Annotated in this window: 16 protein-coding genes; 4 read left to right on the top strand and 12 right to left on the bottom strand. The window is 67.1% G+C overall.

Annotated elements, in window-relative coordinates:
- The first annotated feature begins 96 nt into the window (after positions 1-96).
- Together KZX42_RS11780 and KZX42_RS11775 are read left to right on the top strand one after the other, a co-directional pair.
- Positions 97-1119, top strand: a complete 1023-nt coding sequence (locus tag KZX42_RS11780) for a DNA topoisomerase IB (RefSeq protein ID WP_248119532.1) — start codon at positions 97-99, stop codon at positions 1117-1119.
- Positions 1120-1220: 101 nt separating this feature from the next.
- Positions 1221-3620: a TonB-dependent receptor gene (locus KZX42_RS11775; protein WP_248119531.1), complete on the top strand. Its 2400-nt coding sequence runs from the start codon at positions 1221-1223 to the stop codon at positions 3618-3620.
- A gap of 54 nt (positions 3621-3674) precedes the next feature.
- Here KZX42_RS11775 and tdh read toward each other — a convergent pair whose 3' ends face one another.
- From tdh to KZX42_RS11725, 10 genes are read right to left on the bottom strand one after another with little or no spacing between them, the layout of a single operon-like run.
- Positions 3675-4715, bottom strand: a complete 1041-nt coding sequence (gene tdh / locus KZX42_RS11770; RefSeq protein WP_348983634.1) for an L-threonine 3-dehydrogenase — start codon at positions 4713-4715, stop codon at positions 3675-3677.
- Between the two features lie 24 nt (positions 4716-4739).
- Positions 4740-5060, bottom strand: a complete 321-nt coding sequence (locus KZX42_RS11765; protein ID WP_248119529.1) for a barstar family protein — start codon at positions 5058-5060, stop codon at positions 4740-4742.
- Positions 5061-6251 (bottom strand): glycine C-acetyltransferase, encoded by a 1191-nt coding sequence (locus KZX42_RS11760; protein WP_248119528.1) that lies wholly within the window; start codon positions 6249-6251, stop codon positions 5061-5063.
- Positions 6252-6293: 42 nt separating this feature from the next.
- On the bottom strand, positions 6294-7208 hold the full coding sequence (locus KZX42_RS11755; RefSeq protein ID WP_248119527.1) for a DUF4232 domain-containing protein: 915 nt from the start codon (positions 7206-7208) through the stop codon (positions 6294-6296).
- A gap of 60 nt (positions 7209-7268) precedes the next feature.
- Positions 7269-7691, bottom strand: a complete 423-nt coding sequence (gene mce / locus KZX42_RS11750; RefSeq protein ID WP_248119526.1) for a methylmalonyl-CoA epimerase — start codon at positions 7689-7691, stop codon at positions 7269-7271.
- On the bottom strand, positions 7688-9847 hold the full coding sequence (scpA, locus tag KZX42_RS11745; protein ID WP_248119525.1) for a methylmalonyl-CoA mutase: 2160 nt from the start codon (positions 9845-9847) through the stop codon (positions 7688-7690). The genes mce and scpA overlap by 4 nt, the downstream gene beginning before the upstream one ends.
- Positions 9844-11226, bottom strand: coding sequence for a methylmalonyl-CoA mutase family protein (locus KZX42_RS11740; RefSeq protein WP_248119524.1), 1383 nt, complete (start codon positions 11224-11226; stop codon positions 9844-9846). Before KZX42_RS11740 ends, scpA begins: the two co-directional genes overlap by 4 nt.
- Positions 11226-13205: an acetyl/propionyl/methylcrotonyl-CoA carboxylase subunit alpha gene (locus tag KZX42_RS11735; RefSeq protein ID WP_248119523.1), complete on the bottom strand. Its 1980-nt coding sequence runs from the start codon at positions 13203-13205 to the stop codon at positions 11226-11228. Before KZX42_RS11735 ends, KZX42_RS11740 begins: the two co-directional genes overlap by 1 nt.
- Before the next feature lie 8 nt (positions 13206-13213).
- Complete coding sequence (locus KZX42_RS11730; protein ID WP_248119522.1) at positions 13214-14008, bottom strand: hypothetical protein; 795 nt, start codon at positions 14006-14008, stop codon at positions 13214-13216.
- 11 nt (positions 14009-14019) lie between these two features.
- Positions 14020-15555 carry an acyl-CoA carboxylase subunit beta gene (locus KZX42_RS11725; protein WP_248119521.1) on the bottom strand — a complete coding sequence of 512 codons (1536 nt, stop codon included), beginning with the start codon at positions 15553-15555 and terminating at the stop codon, positions 14020-14022.
- Positions 15556-15686: 131 nt separating this feature from the next.
- Here KZX42_RS11725 and KZX42_RS11720 point away from each other — a divergent pair, with 131 nt between their 5' ends.
- Entirely contained in the window at positions 15687-17123 is a 1437-nt protein-coding gene (locus tag KZX42_RS11720) for a short-chain fatty acyl-CoA regulator family protein (RefSeq protein WP_248119520.1), read from the top strand.
- A gap of 7 nt (positions 17124-17130) precedes the next feature.
- Complete coding sequence (locus tag KZX42_RS11715; RefSeq protein ID WP_248119519.1) at positions 17131-18102, top strand: oxidoreductase; 972 nt, start codon at positions 17131-17133, stop codon at positions 18100-18102.
- Positions 18103-18163: 61 nt separating this feature from the next.
- Here the strand turns inward: KZX42_RS11715 and pyk are convergent, their stop codons facing one another.
- Both pyk and KZX42_RS11705 read right to left on the bottom strand, forming a co-directional pair.
- A complete protein-coding gene (gene pyk, locus KZX42_RS11710; RefSeq protein WP_248119518.1) occupies positions 18164-19609 on the bottom strand; it encodes a pyruvate kinase in 1446 nt (481 codons plus the stop codon).
- A 137-nt stretch (positions 19610-19746) separates the two neighbouring features.
- Positions 19747-21474, bottom strand: a complete 1728-nt coding sequence (locus KZX42_RS11705) for an alkaline phosphatase family protein (protein ID WP_248119517.1) — start codon at positions 21472-21474, stop codon at positions 19747-19749.
- Positions 21475-21548: the final 74 nt, after the last annotated feature.

Below are 21548 nucleotides of genomic sequence, written 5' to 3'. Positions count from 1 at the left end.
GCCTCAGGGGTCAAGCGGAACTCACGACCTCGCCCCTGCGTTCGTCGCTCGTCTTCGGCAAGCGGCTGAAAGACCAATGAAAAGGAAACGCGGCGGATGGCCGACGGATCGCAGGCTTTCGACATCGCCGCCGAGGTTCCCCAGGGCCTCAGCTATTGCAGCGACGAGTTCGCGGGCCTGACCCGCCGCCGCGCGGGCAAGGGCTGGTCCTACAAGGACGCCAAGGGCCAGACTGTCACCGACGCCAAGACCTTGGCCCGCATCCGCGCCCTGGCCATTCCGCCCGCCTGGACCGATGTCTGGATCTGCCCCAAGGCCAACGGCCATATCCAGGCCACCGGCCGCGACGTGAAGGGCCGCAAACAGTATCGCTATCACAACGACTGGAGCACGGCCCGGTCCGAGAACAAGTTCGACAAGCTGCCGGCCTTCTCGCGCGCCCTGCCCAAATTGCGTGACAAGGTCGAGCACGATCTGGGTCTGCGCGGCGTTTGTCGCGACAAGGTGCTGGCCACCGCCGTCCGTCTGCTCGAGATCACCCTGATCCGCGTCGGCAACTCCATCTACGCCAAACAGAACCGCAGCTATGGCCTGACCACGCTGCACAAGCGGCACCTGGACGTGGACGGCGCGGCCCTGACGTTCGAGTTTCGCGGCAAGAGCGGCAAGGACCACAGCGTCAGCGTCAAGGACCGCCGTCTGGCCCGCGTGGTGCGCGAGTTGGAGGGCCTGCCGGGACAGCAGCTGTTCAAATATCGCGCGGCGGACGGCACGCTATGCCCCGTCGATTCCGACGACGTGAACGCCTACATCCGCGAGGCGATGGGCGAGCAGTTCTCGGCCAAGGATTTCCGCACCTGGGCGGGCACTGTCTCGGCGGCGCGGGCGCTGCGCGACATGGAGGGGGCGACCTCGCCCACCGACGCCAAGCGAAAGATCACCGTCTGCGTCAAGGCCGTCGCGGGCCTCTTGGGCAACACCCCCACCGTCTGCCGCGCCTCCTACGTCCACCCCAAGGTGTTCGCCCTGTTTGAAAGCGGCGAGATCGCCACCACCTTGCCCGGATCGGACACCAAGGGGTTCGAAAAAGCCTTGATCAAACATCTGCTTGCCGCCTGACCTCAGCGGTTCTCACGACTGGCGTTAGAAATCCCCATTTGATCGCTAGGATTTAAGCCCCTCCTCTTCTCGCTCGGCGCGTCATGTCGCCGGAGGGGACCATGAGAACATCCGCAACCGCCCGAGGCCTGCTGTCCGCCACGGCGATCCTGGCCTGCCTGGCCGCGCCCGCCGTCGCTATCGCCGCGCCGGATGAGACCGCCGCCCCCCAGGTGAACACGCCCAGCGTCGCCAGCGTCGGCGACATCGTCGTCACCGCTCGCCGCCGGGACGAGCGGGCGCAGGACGTGCCCATCGCCCTGACCGTGGTGAACGAGGAGCTTCTGGATCGCACCGGCGCCTATAACGTCGGCCAGGTGACGCAACTGGCCCCCAGCGTCCAGATGCTGACCTCCAACCCGCGCAACACCGCCATCACCATCCGGGGCCTGGGCGCCAGCTACGGCCTGGCCAACGACGGGCTGGAACAGGGCGTCGGCATCTATGTCGATCAGGTCTATTACGGCCGTCCCGCCACCGCGACCCTGGATTTCGTGGATCTGGACCGGATCGAGATCCTGCGCGGCCCACAGGGCACCCTGTTCGGCAAGAACACCACCGCCGGCGCCCTGAACATCACCACCCAGGCTCCGTCCTTCACCCCCGAAGGCCGCGCCGAACTCAGCGTCGGCGACTACGGCTTCCTCCAGGCCAAGGCGGCCTTCTCGGGGCCCATCGTGAACGACAAGGTGGCGGCCCGCTTCTCGGTCGTCTCCACCCGGCGCGACGGGGTGCTGGACAATGCGACCACCGGCCAGAAGCAGAACGGCCAGCAGTCGATCAGCCTGCGCGGCCAGCTTCTTTTCCAACCCACCGACCAGCTCCGCGTTCGCCTGTTCGCCGACTACGCCGACCTGACGCCCGACTGCTGCACCCAGGTCTATGTCAGGGTGGGCGACACGCAAAAGCCGCTCGATCAACGTTTCGCGGCCCTGGCCGCCGGCCGCGGCTATAGGCCCGCCAGCACCAATCCGTATGATCGGATTGCGGATGTGGACGGGGCGATCCAGGCGGACCAGATCCACCGGGGCGTCTCGGCCATCGTCGATTACGACTTCGGCTGGGCCACCCTGACTTCGGTCTCGGCCTGGCGGTCCTGGGACTGGGGACCCAGGAATGACCGCGACTACACCGCCCTCGACATCACGCGCCAATCGGCCAACCCGTCCTGGCAGGACCAGTGGAGCCAGGAGCTGCGCCTGTCTTCCAACGGCGCCAACCGCATCGACTGGACAGCGGGTCTCTACGCCTTCCATCAGGCGGTTGAGACCCACGGCGTCACCGAATACGGCCGCGACGCCAGCTACTGGCTGATCCCCGCCTATCAGCGCGTCGCCGGGGCGCCCTTGGAGCGCGTGCCCGACGGCTTGCTCGACGGCTACACCGTCTTCAACGACAGCCGCATCGAGACGGATTCCTACGCCGCCTTCGCCCAGCTGACCTGGAACATCACCGACCGGCTGCACCTGACCCCCGGCCTACGCTACACCAAGGAGGAAAAGTCGGGCCGCTACGCCGCCACCACGACCGGCGGCCTGGCGACGACGGACAGCACCTATATCTCCCGGCGCAACGGCATCGCCCGCCCGCAGGCCTATGAAGCCAGTCTTTCGGACGACGACCTGTCGGGCCAGGTCTCGCTGTCCTACGATTTCAGCGACGATGTCCTGACCTACGCCAGCGTCGCGCGGGGCTATAAGTCGGGCGGCATCAACATGGCCGGCATCCCCAATCTGCCGAACGGCCAGCCGTCCCTGACCAACGCCGTGGTCAAGCCTGAGGTGGTCACCACCTACGAGCTGGGCCTGAAGACCCAGGCCTTCGACCGCCGCCTCACCGCCAATCTGGCGGCCTATCGGACGGATGTGGAGGACTATCAGGCCAATGTGGTCGACAGCGGCCCCGGCGCCCTGCGCGGCTATCTGGCCAACGCCGACAAGGTGGTGATCCAGGGCGTCGAACTGGACGCCTTCGCCAGGCCGAACCAGCACCTCGACCTTTACGCCAATGTCGCCTGGACCGATGCGAAATACGACGCCTTCGCCAACGGCCCCTGCCCGCTGGAGCGGATCGGCACGACCACCGTCGCCTGCGACCTGTCGGGCCAGTCGTTGCCCGGCGTCTCGCCTTGGGCGGCGTCGGTCGGTGGGGAACTGCACGGTCCGGGCGGCTTCCTCGGTTTGCCGGGCGAGTTCTATGGCGGCGCCGACGCCAGCTACCGCTCCGCCTACAACTCCGACGCCTCGGTCTCGCGCTACACCGAGATCGAGGACTATACGATCCTCAACCTGCGCGCCGGTTTCCGCGCCGAGAACGGCTGGGAGGCGTTCGTCTGGGTCAAGAATGCGCTGGACGAGGACTATCTTCAGTTCGTCAGCGTCCAGTCTGGCAACTCGGGTCTGGTCATCGGCAACCCCGGCGACCCACGCACGGTTGGGATCACGCTCAGGGCGCGGTACTGATCACGAAAAAGGGGCGGCCGACGGGCCGCCCCTTTAATCTTCAATGTCCTCGTTTCAGGCCGCCTTATCCCAGTCCAGCACCACCTTCCCCGACTGTCCCGACCTCATGGCCTCGAAGCCTTCGCGGTAGTCGGCGTAACCCAGCCGATGCGTGATCAGCGGACTCAGGTCCAGACCGGCCTTCAGCAGGCCCAGCATCTTGCGCCAGGTGGTGAACATCTCGCGCCCATAGACGCCCTTGATCGTAAGGGCCTTCAGGATGATCGCACCCCAGTCGGTCTCCATCGGCTTGCCGGGAATGCCCAGCATGGCCATGCCGCCGCCCATGATCAGGGTGTCGACGCACTGTTTGAAGGCCACCGGCGATCCCGACATCTCCAGCGCCACGTCGAACCCGACCTTCAGGCCCAGTTCCTTCATGACGTCGTGGATGTCTTCCTTTGTGGTGTTCACGGTGCGGACGCCCGGCGCCACCTTCTGCGCCAGGTCCAGCCGGAAGTCGTTGATGTCGGTCAGCACCACGGTGCGGGCGCCCGCGTGACGCGCCACGGCGGCGGCCATCATGCCGATGGGACCGGCGCCGGTGACCAGCACGTCCTCGCCCAGCAGATCGAACTGCTGGGCGGTGTGAACCGCATTGCCGAACGGGTCCAGGATCGAGCCGATCTCATAGGGCACCTCGTCGGGCAGTTCGATCACGTTGAAGGCCGGGGCCACCACGAACTCGGCGAAGGCGCCCTGGCGGTTCACGCCGATGCCGCGCGTCTTCGGGTCCAGATGGAAATGCCCGGCGCGGGCGGCTTCGGAGTTCAAGTCGATGACATGCCCCTCGGCCGAGACGCGCTGACCGATCTTGAGGGGACGATCCACCTCCTTGCCGATGGCGACGATCTCGCCGGCGAACTCGTGGCCGGTGATCATCGGGGTCGGGACGTTCTTCTGGGACCACTCGTCCCAGTTCCAGATGTGGATGTCGGTTCCGCAGACGGCCGTGCGGTGCACACGGATCAGCACGTCCTCCGGCCCCGCCTCGGGCACTGGCGCGTCGATCAGCTCCAGGCCGATGCCGGGCGTGGTCTTGGCCAGGGCTTTCATTGTTTCCGACATGAAGGCGTCTCCTTAAAAGTCTTTGTCAGCCGGTCCGGCCTCGCCATCGAAGGCGCGAAAGGTGAAGCGGGATCGGGGCTCGTTTTCGGCATCCCGCAGAACGCCGGTCAGAATATCGAAGTCGGCGCCCATCGCCGTCGCCGAAGCTGTCGCATAAGTCCACTCCAGCGTCGTCGGCTTGGGCCAGATCGCCACAAGAACGTCGAACAAGGCGTCCAGGTTATGACCGATCCAGTCTGGCGTCCCTTCCACCTTGTCCACGGCGGCGTAGAAGTCCGCGCGGCTCAGGATCGTGCGCCCGTCGATGCGAACGAGATGCGCCGGCGCTTCCATTCAGATCACGCCCAATTCCCGTCCCGCTGTCGTGAACGCCTCCACCGTCCGGTCGATCTGGTCAAACGTGTGCGCCGCCGACATCTGGGTGCGGATGCGGGCCTGGCCGCGCGGCACCACCGGGAAGCTGAATCCGATCACATAGACGCCCAGCTCCAGCGCGCGCGCCGCGAAGTCCTGCGCCAGTTTGGCGTCGCCCAGCATGACCGGAATGATCGGATGTTCGCCGTCCAGCAGGGTGAAGCCCGCGTCCGCCATCGCGCCGCGATAGCGATGGGCGTTGGCCGACAGGCGGGTGCGCAGGGCGTCGCCTTCCTCGCCTTGCGCGATGCGGATCGCCTCAAGGCTCGACCCGCAGACAGCCGGCGCCAGGGCGTTTGAGAACAGATAGGGCCGCGCGCGTTGTTTCAGCAGTTCGACCACCGACTTCCTGGCGCAGATGAAGCCGCCCATGGCCCCGCCCAGCGCCTTGCCAAAGGTGCCGGTCACGAAGTCCACCTCGACCCCGTGATGGGCGAACGATCCGCGTCCCTTGGGACCCAGGAAGCCGGTCGCATGGCAGTCGTCCACCATGATCAGGGCCTCGTACTTGTCGGCCAGCGCGCGGATGTCCTTCAGCTTGGCGATATAGCCGTCCATCGAGAAGGCGCCGTCGGTGGCGATGATGATGTCGCGCGCACCCGCCGCCCGTGCCACCTTCAGCCGCGCCTCCAACTCGTCCATGTCCGAGTTGGCGAACCGATACCGCTTGGCCTTGCACAGCCGAACGCCGTCGATGATGGAGGCGTGGTTCAGGCTGTCCGAGACGATGGCGTCGTTCTCGCCCAGCAGGGGTTCGAACAGGCCGCCGTTGGCGTCGAAGGCGGCGGCGAACAGGATGGCGTCCTCGAACCCGAGATAGCCCGCGATAGCGGCCTCAAGCTCCTTATGGATCTCCAGCGTGCCGCAGATGAAGCGGACCGAGGCCGTTCCCGCCCCCCACTTCTGCTGCGCCGCGATCCCCGCCTCGGCGACACGCGCGTCGCCCGCCAGGCCCAGATAGTTGTTGGCGCAGAAGTTCAGCACGTCGCGCCCCGCGACCTGGATCATCGGCCCCTGACGCGAGGCGATCACCCGTTCGGGCTTGGTCAGCCCCTGCGCCTCGATGTCTGTCAGTTCGCCGGCGACGCGGTCGTAGAAGGTCTGGGTCATGGGTCGCGACCTACGCCGATTTTCGATCTGTTTCCACCCGCCTCAGGTCGTCGGCGGCGGGTTGGCCTCGGCCCGGATCGGGCTGACGCGGATGCGTCCGCCGCACGGACTGAAGGTGAAGGGCAGGCTGACGGCGGCGGTGTCGCTGGGCGCCGTCAGCTTCAGCGTCGCCGCCTCGGGACAAGTCTTCTGCATTGTCTCGTCGGGCATGACGTTCCACGACAATTCAAACCAGGCCTTGGCCTGGGGCGCCAGTTCGACCGGCGTCGGGGCCTGGCCCTGACGGAAATAGCTGCCAGGGCTCTGTTCCGCGCGGATCGACGACAGGGTGCGTCCGCGGCCGTCCTGCAGGGTCACGGTCGGATAGCCGGTCAGGCTGCAGGCCTGGGCGCCGATATTCTGAAGGCTGAAGTTGCGCACCCGGTTGCCCATTCCCGCGTCGCCGTCGCCGGCCGCCAGCTTCAGCTGCGGCCCCTTGCAAGGCATCGCGGCCGGCAGGACGCCGCCGGGCGCCGGCGTGGGCGTCTGGGCGGGCGTCGGCATCGGTCCCGGCGTCAGGTCGGCGCCGGGGATCGGCCGCGAGCAGCGTTCCAGCACCGCCACCCCCGTCGTCCCGTCCGGCCCCAACCGGCTCAACGTGCCGCTCTCCTGGCCGTCGCGGGTCGCCGTCCACCACTCCATGCCCGCGCCGACATAGCGGGCGCCGCTGGCCGACTGCACGGAGCGCAGGGCGTAGGCCTGGTTCTGATAGGTCAGTTGCGCGCTGTCGCTGTCGGCGTATTGCACCTGCAGGGTCGCCCCGCTTTCGCAGGCGTAGCCGACCGATGGCGCGGTCGAGGTCTGGGCCGGTTGCGGCTCGGCCGGGGCGGTCGGCTGCTCGGGCGCCGGCTGCGAACAGGCGGCCGCGCCGGTCAGGGCGGCGATGGCGACGAATGCGGTCAGGCGATGCGACATCATGTCATGTCCTCTGTTTCGCCATCAACGAGCGAACCGCCTGAAAGGCTCCGCTTGGCGCGCTCAGTGATCGCCTTTCGGCGTCTCCATCAGCTCGATCAGCACCCCGCCCATGTCGCGCGGATGCAGGAACACCACCGGCGTCCCGTGCGCCCCGATGCGCGGCTCGCCCGTGCCCAGGATGGTCACGCCCTTTGCGCGCATCTCGGCGACGGCGGCGTGGATGTCGGCGACCTCGAAACAGACGTGGTGCTGGCCGCCCTTGGGGTTGTTGGCCAGGAAGCCGACTATGGGACTGGTCTCGTCATAGGGTTCGATCAACTCGATCTGGGCCGTCGGCGTATTGACGAAACAGACCTTCACCCCCTGGGCCGGCAGATCGAACGGCTCGCCGATCTTCGTCGCGCCCAGCACGTCCCGATACAGCCTGATCGAGTCCGCGATTGAGGGCGTCGCCACGCCGACGTGGTTCAGGGCGCCGATCATGGCTTGTCCTTGTTGGGCGCGGGCTGGGCGTAACCCAGGCGCTGGTTCAGTTTCTCGATCAGGTCGACCGCGGTGTCCGCAATGGCCGAGCCGGGCGGATAGACGGCCGCCGCGCCCATATCCAGCAGCGGCTGGACGTCCGAGGGCGGGATGACGCCCCCCACCACGATCATGATGTCCGGTCGCCCCAGCCGCTCCAGCTCGGCCTTCAGTTCCGGAACCAGCGTCAGATGCCCCGCCGCCAGCGACGAGGCGCCGACCGCATGGACGCCCTTCTCCACCGCATCGCGCGCGGCCTCGGCCGGGGTCTGGAACAGGCTGCCCGCCGTGACGTCGAAGCCCAGATCGCCATATCCGGTGGCGACCACCTTCTGGCCCCGGTCATGGCCGTCCTGGCCCAGCTTGGCGATCAGGATGCGCGGCGGGCCGCCGTCGTTCTCCACAAAGGTCGCCACCATGTCGCGGGCGCGGGCGAAGCGCGGGTCACGTCCCGCCTCCTTGGCGTAAACGCCCGAAACTGTCTGGACCGTCGCCACGTGACGCCCGAAGGCCGCCTCCAGCGCATCCGAAATCTCGCCCACCGTCGCCTTGGCGCGCGCGGCCTGAACCGCCAGCTCCAGCAGGTTGGCCTTCCCCCGCGCGCCATTGGTCAGGGCCTGAAGCGCCGCATCGGTCGCCGTCTGATCCCGCTCGGCCCGCAGGCGTTTCAGCTTGTCGATCTGGGCGGCCAGAACGGCGGCGTTATCGACCTTCAGCATCGGAATGTCGTCGACGACGGCGTTCAGATATTTGTTCACCCCCACCACGGTCTGCTGGCCGGTGTCGATCCGGGCCTGAGTCTTGGCGGCGGACTCCTCGATCCGCAGCTTGGGAATGCCCGCCTCGATGGCCTTGGCCATGCCGCCCAGCGCCTCGACCTCGGCCATGTGGGCGCGCGCTCGCTGCGCCAGTTCGTGCGTCAGCCGCTCGACATAATAGCTGCCGCCCCACGGGTCGATGACCCGCGTCAGCCCCGTCTCCTGCTGCAGCAGGATTTGCGTATTGCGCGCGATCCGAGCCGAGAAGTCGGTCGGCAGGGCCAGGGCCTCGTCCAACGCATTGGTGTGCAGGCTCTGCGTCTGACCGCCGGCCGCCGCCATGGCCTCGACCATGGTGCGCGGCACATTGTTGAACACGTCCTGCGCCGCCAGCGACCAGCCTGAAGTCTGACAGTGGGCCCGCAGCGACAGGCTCTTGGGGTTTTCCCCGCCTTCGCGCTTCACCGCCTCGGCCCACAGCAGGCGACCGGCCCGCATCTTGGCCACCTCCATGAAATAGTTCATGCCGATGGCCCAGAAGAAGCTGAGACGCGGCGCGAACCGGTCGATGGGCATGCCCGCCGCGACGCCGGCCCGCAGATATTCGATCCCATCCGCCAGGGTGTAGGCCAGTTCGATATCCGCCGACGCCCCCGCCTCCTGCATGTGATAGCCGGAGATGGAGATGCTGTTGAACTTGGGCGTCTCCTGCGCCGTCCAGGCGAAGATGTCGGCGATGATCCGCATCGAGGGTTCGGGGGGATAGATGTAGGTATTGCGGACCATGAACTCCTTCAGAATGTCGTTCTGAATGGTCCCGGTCAGCTTGGCGTGATCGACGCCCTGCTCCTCGGCGGCGACGACATAGAGCGCCAGGATCGGCAGCACCGCCCCGTTCATCGTCATCGACACCGACATCTGGTCCAGCGGTATCCCGTCGAACAGGGTCCGCATGTCATAGATGCTGTCGATGGCCACGCCCGCCATGCCGACGTCGCCCTTCACCCGAGGGTGGTCGCTGTCATAGCCTCTGTGCGTCGCCAGGTCGAAGGCGATGGACAGGCCCTTCTGCCCCGCGGCCAGGTTGCGGCGATAGAAGGCGTTGGATTCCTCGGCGGTCGAGAAGCCCGCATATTGCCGGATCGTCCACGGATTGCCCGCATACATGGTCGGATAGGGACCGCGCACGAAGGGGGCGAACCCCGGCAGGCCGTGAAGCTGCTCCAGCCCGTCCAGCGCCTGCGGGCCATAGGCCGTCTCGACCGTCAGCCCCTCGGGCGTCTTCCATGGATCGCGGACAGGCCCCTGCCCGGTCGCGCCGAGGTCCAGGGCGATCTTGCCGAAGTCGGGAAAGGTCATTGGCCTGCCTCCTCGAAGGATGCGGCGAAGCGGATGGGGGCCAAGGGTTCGCAGACAAGCTGGACGGATGCGGCCGCGACCTCGGCGCCTTCGACCGGAGCCGCGCGCACCTCGGCGTCGACGTACTTCGTCACGCCGACGATCTGGGCCGCGCCCTGGCTCAAGGCCGCCTCTCGCACCTGACGCGCCCGTGCGATGCGGGGTTGGATGACGCCGCCCTTCAGCGCCTCCACCAGACCGCCCTCGGCCTCGATGGCCTGGAACTCGGCCCAGCCTGCCAGGGCCAGATCGTGCGTCCGCGCGTCCAGATACCAGCTGCCCGCCGCCGGATCGTCGACCCGGCCCAGATTGGCTTCCTCCATCAGGACCAACTGCATATTGCGCGCCTGTCTGCGGGCGAAGGCGTCGGGCCGCCCTGAGGCGCGGGTGAAGCCGTCCAGCACCACAACATCCGCCCCGCCGACCGCGCCCGCGAACCCCGCCGCCGTCAGGCGCAGCAGGTTGGGCCAAGGGTCGCGCGCCGACAGCATCCGCCGCGACGACCTCGCCTCAATGACCGCAGGCGTCTGCCCCCCGAACGCGCGGGACAGATTGGCCCAGATCAGCCGCATGGCCCGCACCTTCGCCAGGCTGTCGAAATATTCCTGATCGACCGACAGGCCGACGACCACGCCCTTCAGCGCCGCCTCGACCGACAAACCCGCCGCGACCGCCGCCTTCACATAGGCGACCGCGCCGGACGCCGCGAAGGCCAGTTCCTGCGCCGCCGATCCACCTGCCTCATGCGCCACGCGCCCGCTGGCCAGGAACAGGCTGGCGTCGGGATAGACGCCCGCATGGCGCACGGCCGCATCAGCCGCCGCGCCCAGATCGTCGTCGATCCCGCGCGGCGATCCGCCCGCCTCTGCAAAGGCCGAGATCGGGTCCAGATGGAAGCGCAGCATGGCGCGGGGCGAACCCTTGGCCACGACCGCCAGCGCCTCCGCCGCCTCGACGCCCGCGAACCCGGCGTCCAGCGCCACCGGCGCCAGCTCCAGCGCAACGCCGTCCAGCGCCCGGCCCAGCGTCGCCGCATCCGCCAGCACCCCGCCGCTGATCAATACCGACGCCGCCCCTTCCTGCAGATCGGTCAGAATGGCGGCGTTCACAGCCTCGGCGTCATCGCCCTCGACCGAGGTGCGCAGATCCCACGCGCGGCCTTCGGCGTCCGATGGACGGGGTGCGAACACCGGCTGAACCCCGGTCGCCCCGGCGTACAGCGGCCGCGTCACCAGTTGGTCGGCATCCAGATGCAGCAGCGATTCCAGCGGCCGGTCCTTCAGGGCCTTCTGGGCCGCCTCACGCCATTCAAGCGGCGTGGGCGTAGCGAAGGATGACATCACCCGAACTCCACCAGCACATCATCCGCCGCCACGGGATCGCCGTCCTTGGCGCCGACGGCCTTCACCACCCCGTCCCGCTCGGCCTTCAGGATGTTCTGCATCTTCATGGCCTCGATGATGGCCACGGTCTCGCCGGTCTTGACCTCCTGGCCCACGACCACCGGGATCGACACGACAAGACCCGGCATCGGCGACAGCACCATCTTCGAGGTATCCGCCACCGCCTTCTCCGGCAGGCGAGCATACATTTCGGCGACATGGGGGCGCAGCACCCGCACCCGCGCCCTGGCCGCGCGGTGACGGATGTCGAAGCCGTCGGCGACGCGCTTGACCTCGGCGGTGAAAGCCTCGCCGTCCAGATCGGCCTTGAACTGGGCCAGGCCGGGCCGCCAGTCGATGTCCGACAGGCGGATGTCGCCGCCGCCCGTCAGGGTCAGGATCATCTCCTCGTCGTCGTCATAGGACAGGCCCACGCCGTGCGGCGTCTTGTCGATCATCACGATCCAGTCGGTGCGGTCCGAAGGGTCGCCGTCCTGCTCGGCGATCACCTCGTGCATCGCCAGGGCCGAAGCGATCAGGATGCGCTCCTGTTCGACCGTCGGCTTCAGCCCGTGGAAGCCGTCCGGGAACTCGTCCTTGATATAGCTGGTCGACAGTTGGCCCGACTTGAACCGGTCCTGATCCATCACCGCCGCCAGGAAGGGCACATTGTGGCCCAGGCCCGCCAGATGGGTGTCCTCCAGGGCGCGGGCCATGCCCTCGACCGCGTCCGCCCGCGTCTCGCCCCAGGCGCACAGTTTGGCGATCATGGGGTCGTAGAACATGCTGATCTCGTCGCCCTCGCGGACGCCGGAGTCATTGCGAACCGTATAGCCGCCCTGATCGCCTTCCTCCGGCTGCTCATAACGGACCAGCCGCCCGATCGACGGCAGGAAGCCGCGATAGGGGTCTTCGGCGTAGATGCGGCTCTCGATGGCCCAGCCGTTGATCTTCAGGTCCTTCTGCTCGAAGGCCAGCGCCTCGCCCCAGGCCGAACGGATCATCTGTTCGACCAGATCGACCCCCGTGATCAGCTCCGTCACCGGATGCTCGACCTGCAGACGGGTGTTCATCTCCAGGAAGTAAAAGCTCTTGTCCTGCCCCGCCACGAACTCGACCGTGCCGGCCGAGTCATAGTTCACGGCCTGGGCCAGGGCGACGGCCTGCGCCCCCATGGCCGCGCGGGTGGCCTCGTCCAGCAGGGGCGACGGCGCCTCCTCGATGACCTTTTGGTTGCGGCGCTGGATCGAGCATTCACGCTCGAACAGATGGACCACATGGCCGTGCTTGTCGCCCAGCACCTGAATCTCGATGTGGCGCGGATCGACGATGAACTTCTCCAGGAAGACCCGGTCGTCGCCAAAGGCGTTCAGCGCCTCGGCCTTCACCGCCGCGAAACCCTCGGCCATGTCGGCGTCCGAATGGGCCACGCGGATGCCCTTGCCGCCGCCGCCGGCCGAAGCCTTGATCATGATCGGATAGCCGATCTCGTTGGCGATCCTGACCGCCTCGTCCGGCGTTTCGATCAGGCCCATATGGCCCGGCACGGTCGAGACCCCGGCCTCAGCCGCCAGCTTCTTGGAGCTGATCTTGTCGCCCATGGCCTCGATGGCCTCGGGGTTCGGGCCGATGAAGGCGATCCCCTCGTCCCTCAGCCGCCGCGCGAACCCGGCGTTCTCGCTCAGGAAGCCAAAGCCCGGATGCACGGCCTGCGCCCCCGTCTGGCGCACCGCCTCGACGATCTTGTCGGCCAGCAGATAGGACTGCGCCGCCGGCGCCGGCCCGATCAACACCGCCTCGTCGGCCATCTCGACCGCCAACGCCCCGGCGTCGGCTTCCGAATAGACCTGCACCGTCTGGATGCCCATCTTGCGGCAGGTCTTGATGATCCGAACCGCGATCTCGCCCCGGTTGGCGATGAGGATTTTGGAGAACATGGAAAGGCTCAGTTTCGCGTTGAGTTCGGCCGTAATGCAAGCGCCTGACGCAGGCGCGCCACAAAGGCGTCTTCAGGGTCATTGATAGGGACGAGGGACTGCATATTGAGAGGAAAACGCTCCCGAGCCCGGTTCTGAGTGCGGAACTCTACGTCGATTTGAAGCGGAAACCCGCCACTGGCCGGATAGAGGCCCCCATTCGAATTCCGGAACGCCAGCAAGGTTTGGCCAACTTCAAGAATATACGGCTTGGCGCACTCTCCTCCGCCCAAACCCGCAGTGTCGGAAGCAGCGATGAAGGCAAACCCTTGATCGCCGGGGCGATCCGACAACCAATCTGGCAAGGCATTGATCGTGCTCCGATCTACCGGCAACATCTCCGATGGAAGCACCTGTGGACCGAAACCCCTAACCCGAAGATCCTCGGTCTGGAGATAGTCCGGTAAGGGCCGGCCGACCTTTAACGTTTCGACCGGTTCAAGCTTGAACACGAACTCGTCGGTGAATTCGGGATAGTCCGAAGGCACCTTCAAATCTCCATAATTGAGATACCACGAACCCTCCGAATAGGTTCGGTTGACGAGGTATTTGGCCACCACCCTCACGATTTGGATGGTTTCAGCCTTGGCAGCGATCTGGGTCGGCAGATCACTTCCGACGTAACGACCATCGTCTCCGAATTTTACCGATGAGCAGGCGCTGGCCGCCCCACTGGCCGATGCGGTAGCGACCGCACAGACCAAAGTGACCATCACTACCTTGGCTTTTAGAGACCGAGCTTTTTCCACACAGACAACCGTCATGTTCAGCGCCCTTAAAGCGGAATGTTGTCGTGCTTCTTCCAGGGGTTCTCCTGGACCTTGTTCTTCAGCGTCCGCAGCGCCTTCACCAGCCGACGCCGCGTCCCGTGCGGCATGATGACGTCGTCGATGTAGCCCAGGCCCGCCGCCACGAAGGGGTTGGCGAAGCGGTTCTTGTATTCAGCCTCGCGCGCGGCCAGGGCCGCCGGGTCGCCCGCCTCCTTGCGGAAGATGATCTCGACCGCCCCCTTGGCGCCCATGACGGCGATCTCGGCGGTGGGCCAGGCGTAGTTGACGTCGCCGCGCAGGTGTTTGGAGCTCATCACGTCATAGGCGCCGCCATAGGCCTTGCGCGTGATCAGGGTCAGTTTCGGCACGGTCGCCTCGGCATAGGCGAACAGCAGCTTGGCGCCGTGTTTGATCAGGGCGCCGTATTCCTGCTTGGTGCCCGGCATGAAGCCCGGCACGTCCACCAGCGTCACCAGCGGAATGTCGAAGGCGTCGCAGAAACGCACGAACCGCGCGGCCTTGCGGCTTGAATCGATGTCCAGCACGCCCGCCAGCACCTGGGGCTGGTTGGCGACGATCCCGACCGTCTGGCCGTCCAGCCGCCCGAAGCCGGTGATGATGTTCTTGGCGAAGTCGGCCCCGATCTCGAAGAAGTCGGCCTCGTCGACCACCTTCAGGATCAGCTCCTTCATGTCATAGGGCTGGTTCGGGTTGGCCGGGATCAGGGTGTCCAGCGACGGCTCGTCCCGCTCGGGCTCGTCATAGCTTTCGCGCACTGGCGGCTTTTCACGGTTCGACAGCGGCAGGAAGCCGATCAGGCGGCGCACCTCCGACAGGGCCTCCAGATCGTTCTCGAACGCCCCGTCCGCCACGCCCGACTTGCCGGCATGGACGCGGGCGCCGCCCAGATCCTCATGGCTGACCACCTCGTTGGTGACCGTCTTCACCACGTCGGGGCCGGTCACATACATGTAGGACGTGTCCTTAACCATGAAGATGAAGTCGGTGATGGCCGGCGAATAGACGTCGCCGCCTGCGCACGGGCCCATGATCACGCTGATCTGGGGAATGACGCCGCTGGCCAGCGTGTTCTGCAGGAAGATATCGGCGTAACCCGCCAGGCTCTCGACCCCCTCCTGGATGCGCGCGCCGCCCGCGTCGAACAGGCCGATGATCGGCGCGCCCGTGGTCAGGGCCATCTTCTGCAGCTTGACGATCTTCGCCGCATGGGCGCCCGACAGCGAGCCGCCGAAGACGGTGAAGTCCTTGGAGAAGACATAGACCAGCCGCCCGCCGATAGTCCCGCGCCCCGTCACCACCCCGTCGCCGGGGATGCGCTGATCCTGCATGCCGAAATCGTGGCTGCGGTGCTCCACGAACATGTCGGTCTCCTCGAAGGAGCCCTCGTCCAGCAGCACGTCGATGCGTTCGCGCGCCGTCAGCTTGCCCTTGGCGTGCTGGGCGGCGATACGCTTTTCCCCGCCGCCCAGTTTCGCGGCGGCGCGACGACGCTCCAGTTCTTCAAGGATGGCTTGAGTCATGATGGATTTACGCCTCTTGTTCGTGGAGGAAGGCGTGGCGCCTTCATTGCAAACATGCAAACGCAACTTTGCAAAAAGTGTGGAACTGCGCCGACTTGCAAAGGATTTTCTTATGATTTGCAAAACTGCAAATGGCTGAGAAGCTTTTTCTCGGCGCAAAACTTCGCAAGCTGCGCGAGGCGCGCGGCTGGACGCTTGAGGCGTGCGCCGAACGTCTGGGCCTGTCGCCCTCCTATTTGTCGCAGATCGAGACGAACCAGCGGCCGGCCACCGCCCGGGTGCTGATCGCCCTGACCCGCGCCTTCCATGTGGACGCCAGCCTGTTCGATCTGGAGGGCGACGCGCGACTGCTGGCCGACCTGCGCGAAGCCACGACCGACATCGCCGGGCCGACGACCGGCGGCGCCGAGCCGCCCACCGCCGCAGAGCTGAAACAGGCGGTCGCCAACCTGCCGAGACTGGCGCGCCAGTTCCTGGCGCTGCACCAGACCTTCCGCCGTCTGGACGAGCGGGTGAAGGCGCTGGACGACACCCTGGGCCGCGACGAATACGGCGCCAGCGTCGCCCTGTTGCCCTATGAGGAGGTGCGCGACTTCTTCCACTATCGCGACAACTATATCGATGCGCTGGACACGGCGGCCGAGGCGCTGGCGGCGACCCTGCCGCAGGCGGGTCAGGTCGAGCGGGCGCTGGAAACGGCCCTGGCTCAGACCCACGGCGTGCGGGTCGTCTACGCCGCCGGGCAGGAGGCGCTGCGCCGCTATGATCCGACCAGCCGTGTCCTGACGCTGGACGCCTGGCAGCCGGGGGCCAGCCGGTCGTTCCAACTGGCGCACCAGCTGTCCCTGCTGTCCTTCCGCGACCTGATCGAGGCGGAACTGGATCAGGCCGCCTTCCGCACCGACGCCGCGCGCGCGGTGGCTCGCGTCGGCCTTGCCAACTATGCGGCGGGCGCGCTGCTCTTGCCCTATCGCGCCTTCCTGGAGGCGGCGCGGGAAGAAAAGCACGACATCGACCGGCTACTGACCCGTTTCCAGGTCAGTTTCGAACAGGTCTGCCACCGGCTGTCGACCCTGCAGAAACCGGGCTGGCGCGGCGTGCCCTTCTATTTCGCCCGCGTGGACATGGCTGGAAACATCACCAAGCGCCACAGCGCGACACGGTTCCAGTTCGCCCGTTTCGGCGGCGCCTGCCCGCTGTGGAACGTGCATGAAGCCTTTGCGGCGCCTGATCGGATCGGGGTGCAGTTGGCCGAGATGCCGGACGGGTCGCGCTACATCTCCATCGCCCGCAGCGTGTCCAAACCCAGCGGCTCATACCTGGCCAACGACCGCCGCTACGCCTTGTCGCTGGGGTGCGAGGTCGAGCACGCCTCGGCCCTGGTCTATGCGGCCGGCCTGGACCTGAACGGTCCGGCCACCCGCATCGGCGTCAGTTGCCGCATCTGCGAGCGCACCGACTGCACCCAGCGCGCCTTCCCGCCCATCGACCGCGCCCTTCACGTGCCGGAGAACGAGCGCGGGGTGGTGCCCTATGTGCTGGATGGCCCGCGCCCGGACCGCTATTGATCGGGGCATGACCTTATACGATCCGATCGGCGTCGCTGTCATAGGCTACGGCCTGGCGGGCCAGACCTTCCATGCGCCCCTGATCGCGGCCACGCCAGGCCTGAACCTGCGCGCCGTCGTCTCGTCCCGGCCCGAGGCCGTGCACGCGGACCTGCCCGAGGTCGAGGTCTTGCCTAGTCTAGGCTCGGCGTTGGCGCGCGATGACATCGGCCTGATCGTCGTCGCCACGCCCGACGCCCTGCACGCCGAACAGGCCATTGCGGCGCTGGAGGCCGGCAAGTCGGTCGTGGTCGACAAGCCCTTCGCTGCGACCCTGGCCGACGCCGAATCCGTCGCCGCCGTGGCGAAGACAGCGCCGGGCGTGTTCAGCGTGTTCCAAAACCGCCGCTGGGACGCCGACTTCCTGACCCTGCGCCGCCTGATCGACGAGGGCGAGTTGGGCGAGGTCGCCGTGTTCGAAAGCCATTACGACCGTTTTCGCCCGATCGTCACCGACCGCTGGAAGGACCAGCGCGACGGCGGGGTCTGGGCCGACCTCGGCCCTCACCTGATTGACCAGGCCGTGCAGTTGTTCGGGCCGCCGCTAGGCGTCTATGCCGACCTTCAGCCCCAGCGTCGAGGCGCCACGGGCATCGACTACGCCCACGTCCTGCTGCGCTACGACCGGCTGCGAGTGATCCTGAACATGGGGCATCTCGCCGCCGAATCCGGCCTGCGCTACGTCGTGCATGGTGACGGCGGCAGCTTCGTCAAACACGGGCTGGACGCTCAGGAGGGGCAGTCCAAGGCGGGGATGCGTCCCGGCGGCGCCGACTGGGGCGTCGACCCCTCGCCGGGCGTTCTGACTCAGGTGATCGACGGTTGCCCGGTGCACTCGACCCCGAGCCCAGAGCGTGGCGACTATCCAGCCTTCTACGCCGCAATGCGGGACGCGATCAGCGGCAGGGCCTGCCGCCCGTCCCCGCCGATCAGGCCCTGACGACGATGCGGATCATCGACGCGGGCCTGCGCAGCGCGACGGAACGGCGCGAGATCGCGCTTTAGCTCCGCTTGCGGCCCTTCGACGTCGCCGCCGGCGCATGGGCCAGTCGCAGCAGATTGGCCGCGCCTGGCGCCCCGAACGGCGTTCCGGCCAGGATCAGGATGCGCTGGCCCGGATCGGCTAAACCATATCGCACGGCGCTGTTCACCGCATCGTCCGTGACCGCCTCCAGCGAATCCGGTTGCTCGCCCAGGCGCGGCTCCAGTCCCCAGACCAGGGCCAGCCGGCGCGCGGTATTCGGATTGGGCGTCAGCACCAGGATGGGCTTCAACGGCCGCTCGCGCGCCATCCGTCTGGCGGTGCCGCCCAGCGTCGTGAACACCACCAGACAGCCTGTCGAGGGCGCATTGGCGGCCATGCGCGCGGCGCCGACGAGGGCGTCCACGTCATGTTCGTCCATGCCGGCGTGTTCCGCGCCCATCAGGCTGGGCCACATCGGATCGCGTTCGACCCGTTCGATGATCCGGCTCATGATGCCCACGGATTCCAGCGGATAGTCGCCCGACGCCGTTTCGGCCGACAGCATTAGGGCGTCGGCGCCTTCATACACGGCGTTGGCCACGTCGGTGGCCTCGGCGCGGGTCGGGGCGGGCGCGCTGGTCATGGATTCCAGCATCTGGGTCGCAACGATCACCGGCACGCCGCGATTGCGGGCCGCGCGCACGATCTGTTTCTGCGCCACCGGCACGTCCTCGGGGTCCAGTTCGACCCCCAGGTCGCCGCGCGCGACCATGACCCCGTCGCAATAGTCGAGGATGGCCTCCAGATCAGCCAGAGCCGCCGGCTTCTCGATCTTGGCCAGGCACGCCGCCTGACCGTTCACGATCCGCTTCAGCTCGGCCATGTCCTCGGGTTTCTGCACGAAGCTCAGAGCCACCCAATCCACGCCCATCCGCAGCGCGAAGGCCAGGTCTTCGCGGTCCTTGGGCGTCAGAGCCGACACCGGGATCACCGCCTCCGGCACGGCCACGCCCTTGCGGTCCGACAGTTTGGAGCCGCTCTCGACCGTCACGTCGGCCCAGTCGTCGGTGCGTTCGCCGACGCGCAGGCGCACCCGGCCGTCGTCCAGCAGCAGCAGCATCCCGGGTCGCAGGGCCTTGAAGATTTCGGGATGCGGCATCTGCACCCGCGTTTCGTCGCCCGGCGTCGGGTCCAGGTCGAAACGCATCGTGTGGCCTGCCTTGACCGCGATCTCGACGTCCTTGAACCGCCCCAGCCGCAGCTTGGGCCCCTGCAGGTCGGCAAGCACGCCCAACGGACGCTGCAACGCCATCTCTGCGCCGCGCACCGCCTTGAGGGCGGCGGCGTGATCCTCGTGCGAACCGTGGCTGAAGTTCAGGCGGAACACGTCCACCCCGGCTTGGGCCAGCGCCTTGACGGTGCTGGGCGCGCGGCTCGCGGGCCCCAGGGTCGCGACGATGCGGGCGCGGCGGGCTCTGTTCATGGATGTTTCCTGTCAGCTCTCGAATGTCACCCTTGCGGACGACATGGGCGATTTCGCCCCTTTTGCCTTTGAAACTTCCTTAGAGTAAGGCCGCCAGCCCGCCGGGAAACATGAGTTTATGACCCCGAAACAGGAGTTTATCGGGCCGGGGTCGTATCCGTCGCCGGGCAGTCCGAAACGGCGAACCCGTTCAGATCCATACAACGCCCTTCGACCTTGGGCGCGGGCACGCCCATGACGTGGGCCAGGGTCGGGGCGATGTCGATGGTGCGGATCGGCACGAACCGCTCCTCGCCATGCGCGCCCGGCCACCAGAAGATGATCGGCACGCGGCGGTCATATTCCCACGGGGTGCCGTGTCCGGCCAGGGTGCCGCCGACGCGCCCCCCCAGGTTCGCCACCTGCGCGAAGGCGATCATGATGTCGGGCGAACGCTCAGCCAGGGTCGACAGGCGCATCCGTTCGCGCACCGTCATCATCTCGGGCTGGCGGCTGTCAGGCAGCGGATCGGCCAGCAGACGGTCGCGCGTCTCCACGAAGGCGACGTCCGGCACGGCGCGCAGCATCTCGACAGCGGCCTCGGCCACCCGGGTCCGCAGCGGGTCGGGCAAGGAACGCAGTTGCTTGTCCGCCACCATCAGGCCGCTGCCGCCCATCTGCAACGGATTGTCGGCCAGGTTGAAGCGCTGGCGCAGGCTGTCGTTGATCGCCGCGATCGGCGCCAGATCGACGCGGTGCGCCTGGGGATAGCCGTGCTGATGCAGGCGTTCGACAAAGTCCGACCCGCCGTGATCCGCCGTCAGGACCACCAGCGCGCCGCCCGGAACCTGAGACAGCTTGTCGAGGAAGGCGCCCAGCGCCGCATCCAGACGATACATCTGTTCGCACATCTCCGGCCCTTGGGTGCCGTACATATGGCCGATGCGGTCGGTGGCGGACAGGCTGACGCCCAGCATGTCGGTCGTGCCCCCCTGCCCCAGACGCTGGCTGTCCAGCAGATATTCAGCCGCCTTCAGCGTCTGTTCGTCCAGCAGGGGCGAGGTGTCGAACTTCAGACCCGCAGGCGGCAGGACCGAATGGAAGGTCTGGCCGCGAATGGTCCAGTCGCCCGCCAGCGCACGGCATTCTTCGCGCTGATAGTCCCAGGTCACCGGGTTCGCCGCCATCCAGGCCTTGAAGCCGGTGTTGAAGGCCGCCACCGGCGCCAGCTTCGCCTCGGCCGTCTGGCCCGGCTCGACATAGGTGGTCAGGCCAAACCCGTCGGTGAACCAGAAGGCCTGGCCCTGATGCCCCGCCAGATTGATGGCGCCGCGATCCTTGCCCGACACGGCCATGACCTTGCTGTCCGGGCTGACGGCCTTCAGCCAGTCGCCGACGGTGGTGACGCCCAGTTGGTCAGGCCCAACCGGGCCGTTGTCGGTGTCGTCACGCCCATGCGCCAGATGGTTCTGCGGCGCGGCCAGGCAATAAATTTCCTTGCCTGTCTTCGTGTCGATCCAGTCGTTGGCCGGGATGCCCGTCTCGGTCGGATGCATCCCCGTCAGAACGGTCGAGTGGCCGGGGCAGGTCTCGGTCAGGCCGTGGGTCTGATAGCCGTTGGTGGACACCAGACCCTGATCGGCCATGCGGCGCAGACCGCCCGCGTAGCGGCTGCGGTACTGGTTGAACAGATTGGCGCTGAACTGATCGACTACGATGGTCACGATCAGCTTGGGCGGCGTCAGGGCCGCCGCTGACGCCTGGGGCGCGGGGCGATTAGGCGCGGCGACCTGTGCGTTGGCGACGCCCGTCATCGACAGAGCGGCCAGCACGGCCAGGGCGGCCTTGCGCGACAGGGACCGGGCCCAGGGCTTGATCGACGACATGGCAGGACACTCCAAAGACAGGCAGGCGGCCTCTAACGGCTGCGGATTGCATCTGCATGACAGGCGCCGAGGGA

The organism is Brevundimonas sp. EYE_349 (assembly GCF_023147505.1).
Taxonomy (GTDB): Bacteria; Pseudomonadota; Alphaproteobacteria; order Caulobacterales; family Caulobacteraceae; genus Brevundimonas.
The sequence above is the reverse complement of the archived record's forward strand: the minus strand, read 5'-3'. Positions and strand labels throughout refer to the sequence as shown.

Bases quoted from the DNA above. Each gene is read 5' to 3' on its own strand.
- KZX42_RS11780 (WP_248119532.1), top strand. From the start codon at position 97: ATGGCCGACGGATCGCAGGCTTTCGACATCGCCGCCGAGGTTCCCCAG.
- KZX42_RS11775 (WP_248119531.1), top strand. From the start codon at position 1,221: ATGAGAACATCCGCAACCGCCCGAGGCCTGCTGTCCGCCACGGCGATC.
- tdh (WP_348983634.1), bottom strand. From the start codon at position 4,715: ATGAAAGCCCTGGCCAAGACCACGCCCGGCATCGGCCTGGAGCTGATC.
- KZX42_RS11765 (WP_248119529.1), bottom strand. From the start codon at position 5,060: ATGGAAGCGCCGGCGCATCTCGTTCGCATCGACGGGCGCACGATCCTG.
- KZX42_RS11760 (WP_248119528.1), bottom strand. From the start codon at position 6,251: ATGACCCAGACCTTCTACGACCGCGTCGCCGGCGAACTGACAGACATC.
- KZX42_RS11755 (WP_248119527.1), bottom strand. From the start codon at position 7,208: ATGATGTCGCATCGCCTGACCGCATTCGTCGCCATCGCCGCCCTGACC.
- mce (WP_248119526.1), bottom strand. From the start codon at position 7,691: ATGATCGGCGCCCTGAACCACGTCGGCGTGGCGACGCCCTCAATCGCG.
- scpA (WP_248119525.1), bottom strand. From the start codon at position 9,847: ATGACCTTTCCCGACTTCGGCAAGATCGCCCTGGACCTCGGCGCGACC.
- KZX42_RS11740 (WP_248119524.1), bottom strand. From the start codon at position 11,226: ATGTCATCCTTCGCTACGCCCACGCCGCTTGAATGGCGTGAGGCGGCC.
- KZX42_RS11735 (WP_248119523.1), bottom strand. From the start codon at position 13,205: ATGTTCTCCAAAATCCTCATCGCCAACCGGGGCGAGATCGCGGTTCGG.
- KZX42_RS11730 (WP_248119522.1), bottom strand. From the start codon at position 14,008: ATGACGGTTGTCTGTGTGGAAAAAGCTCGGTCTCTAAAAGCCAAGGTA.
- KZX42_RS11725 (WP_248119521.1), bottom strand. From the start codon at position 15,555: ATGACTCAAGCCATCCTTGAAGAACTGGAGCGTCGTCGCGCCGCCGCG.
- KZX42_RS11720 (WP_248119520.1), top strand. From the start codon at position 15,687: ATGGCTGAGAAGCTTTTTCTCGGCGCAAAACTTCGCAAGCTGCGCGAG.
- KZX42_RS11715 (WP_248119519.1), top strand. From the start codon at position 17,131: ATGACCTTATACGATCCGATCGGCGTCGCTGTCATAGGCTACGGCCTG.
- pyk (WP_248119518.1), bottom strand. From the start codon at position 19,609: ATGAACAGAGCCCGCCGCGCCCGCATCGTCGCGACCCTGGGGCCCGCG.
- KZX42_RS11705 (WP_248119517.1), bottom strand. From the start codon at position 21,474: ATGTCGTCGATCAAGCCCTGGGCCCGGTCCCTGTCGCGCAAGGCCGCC.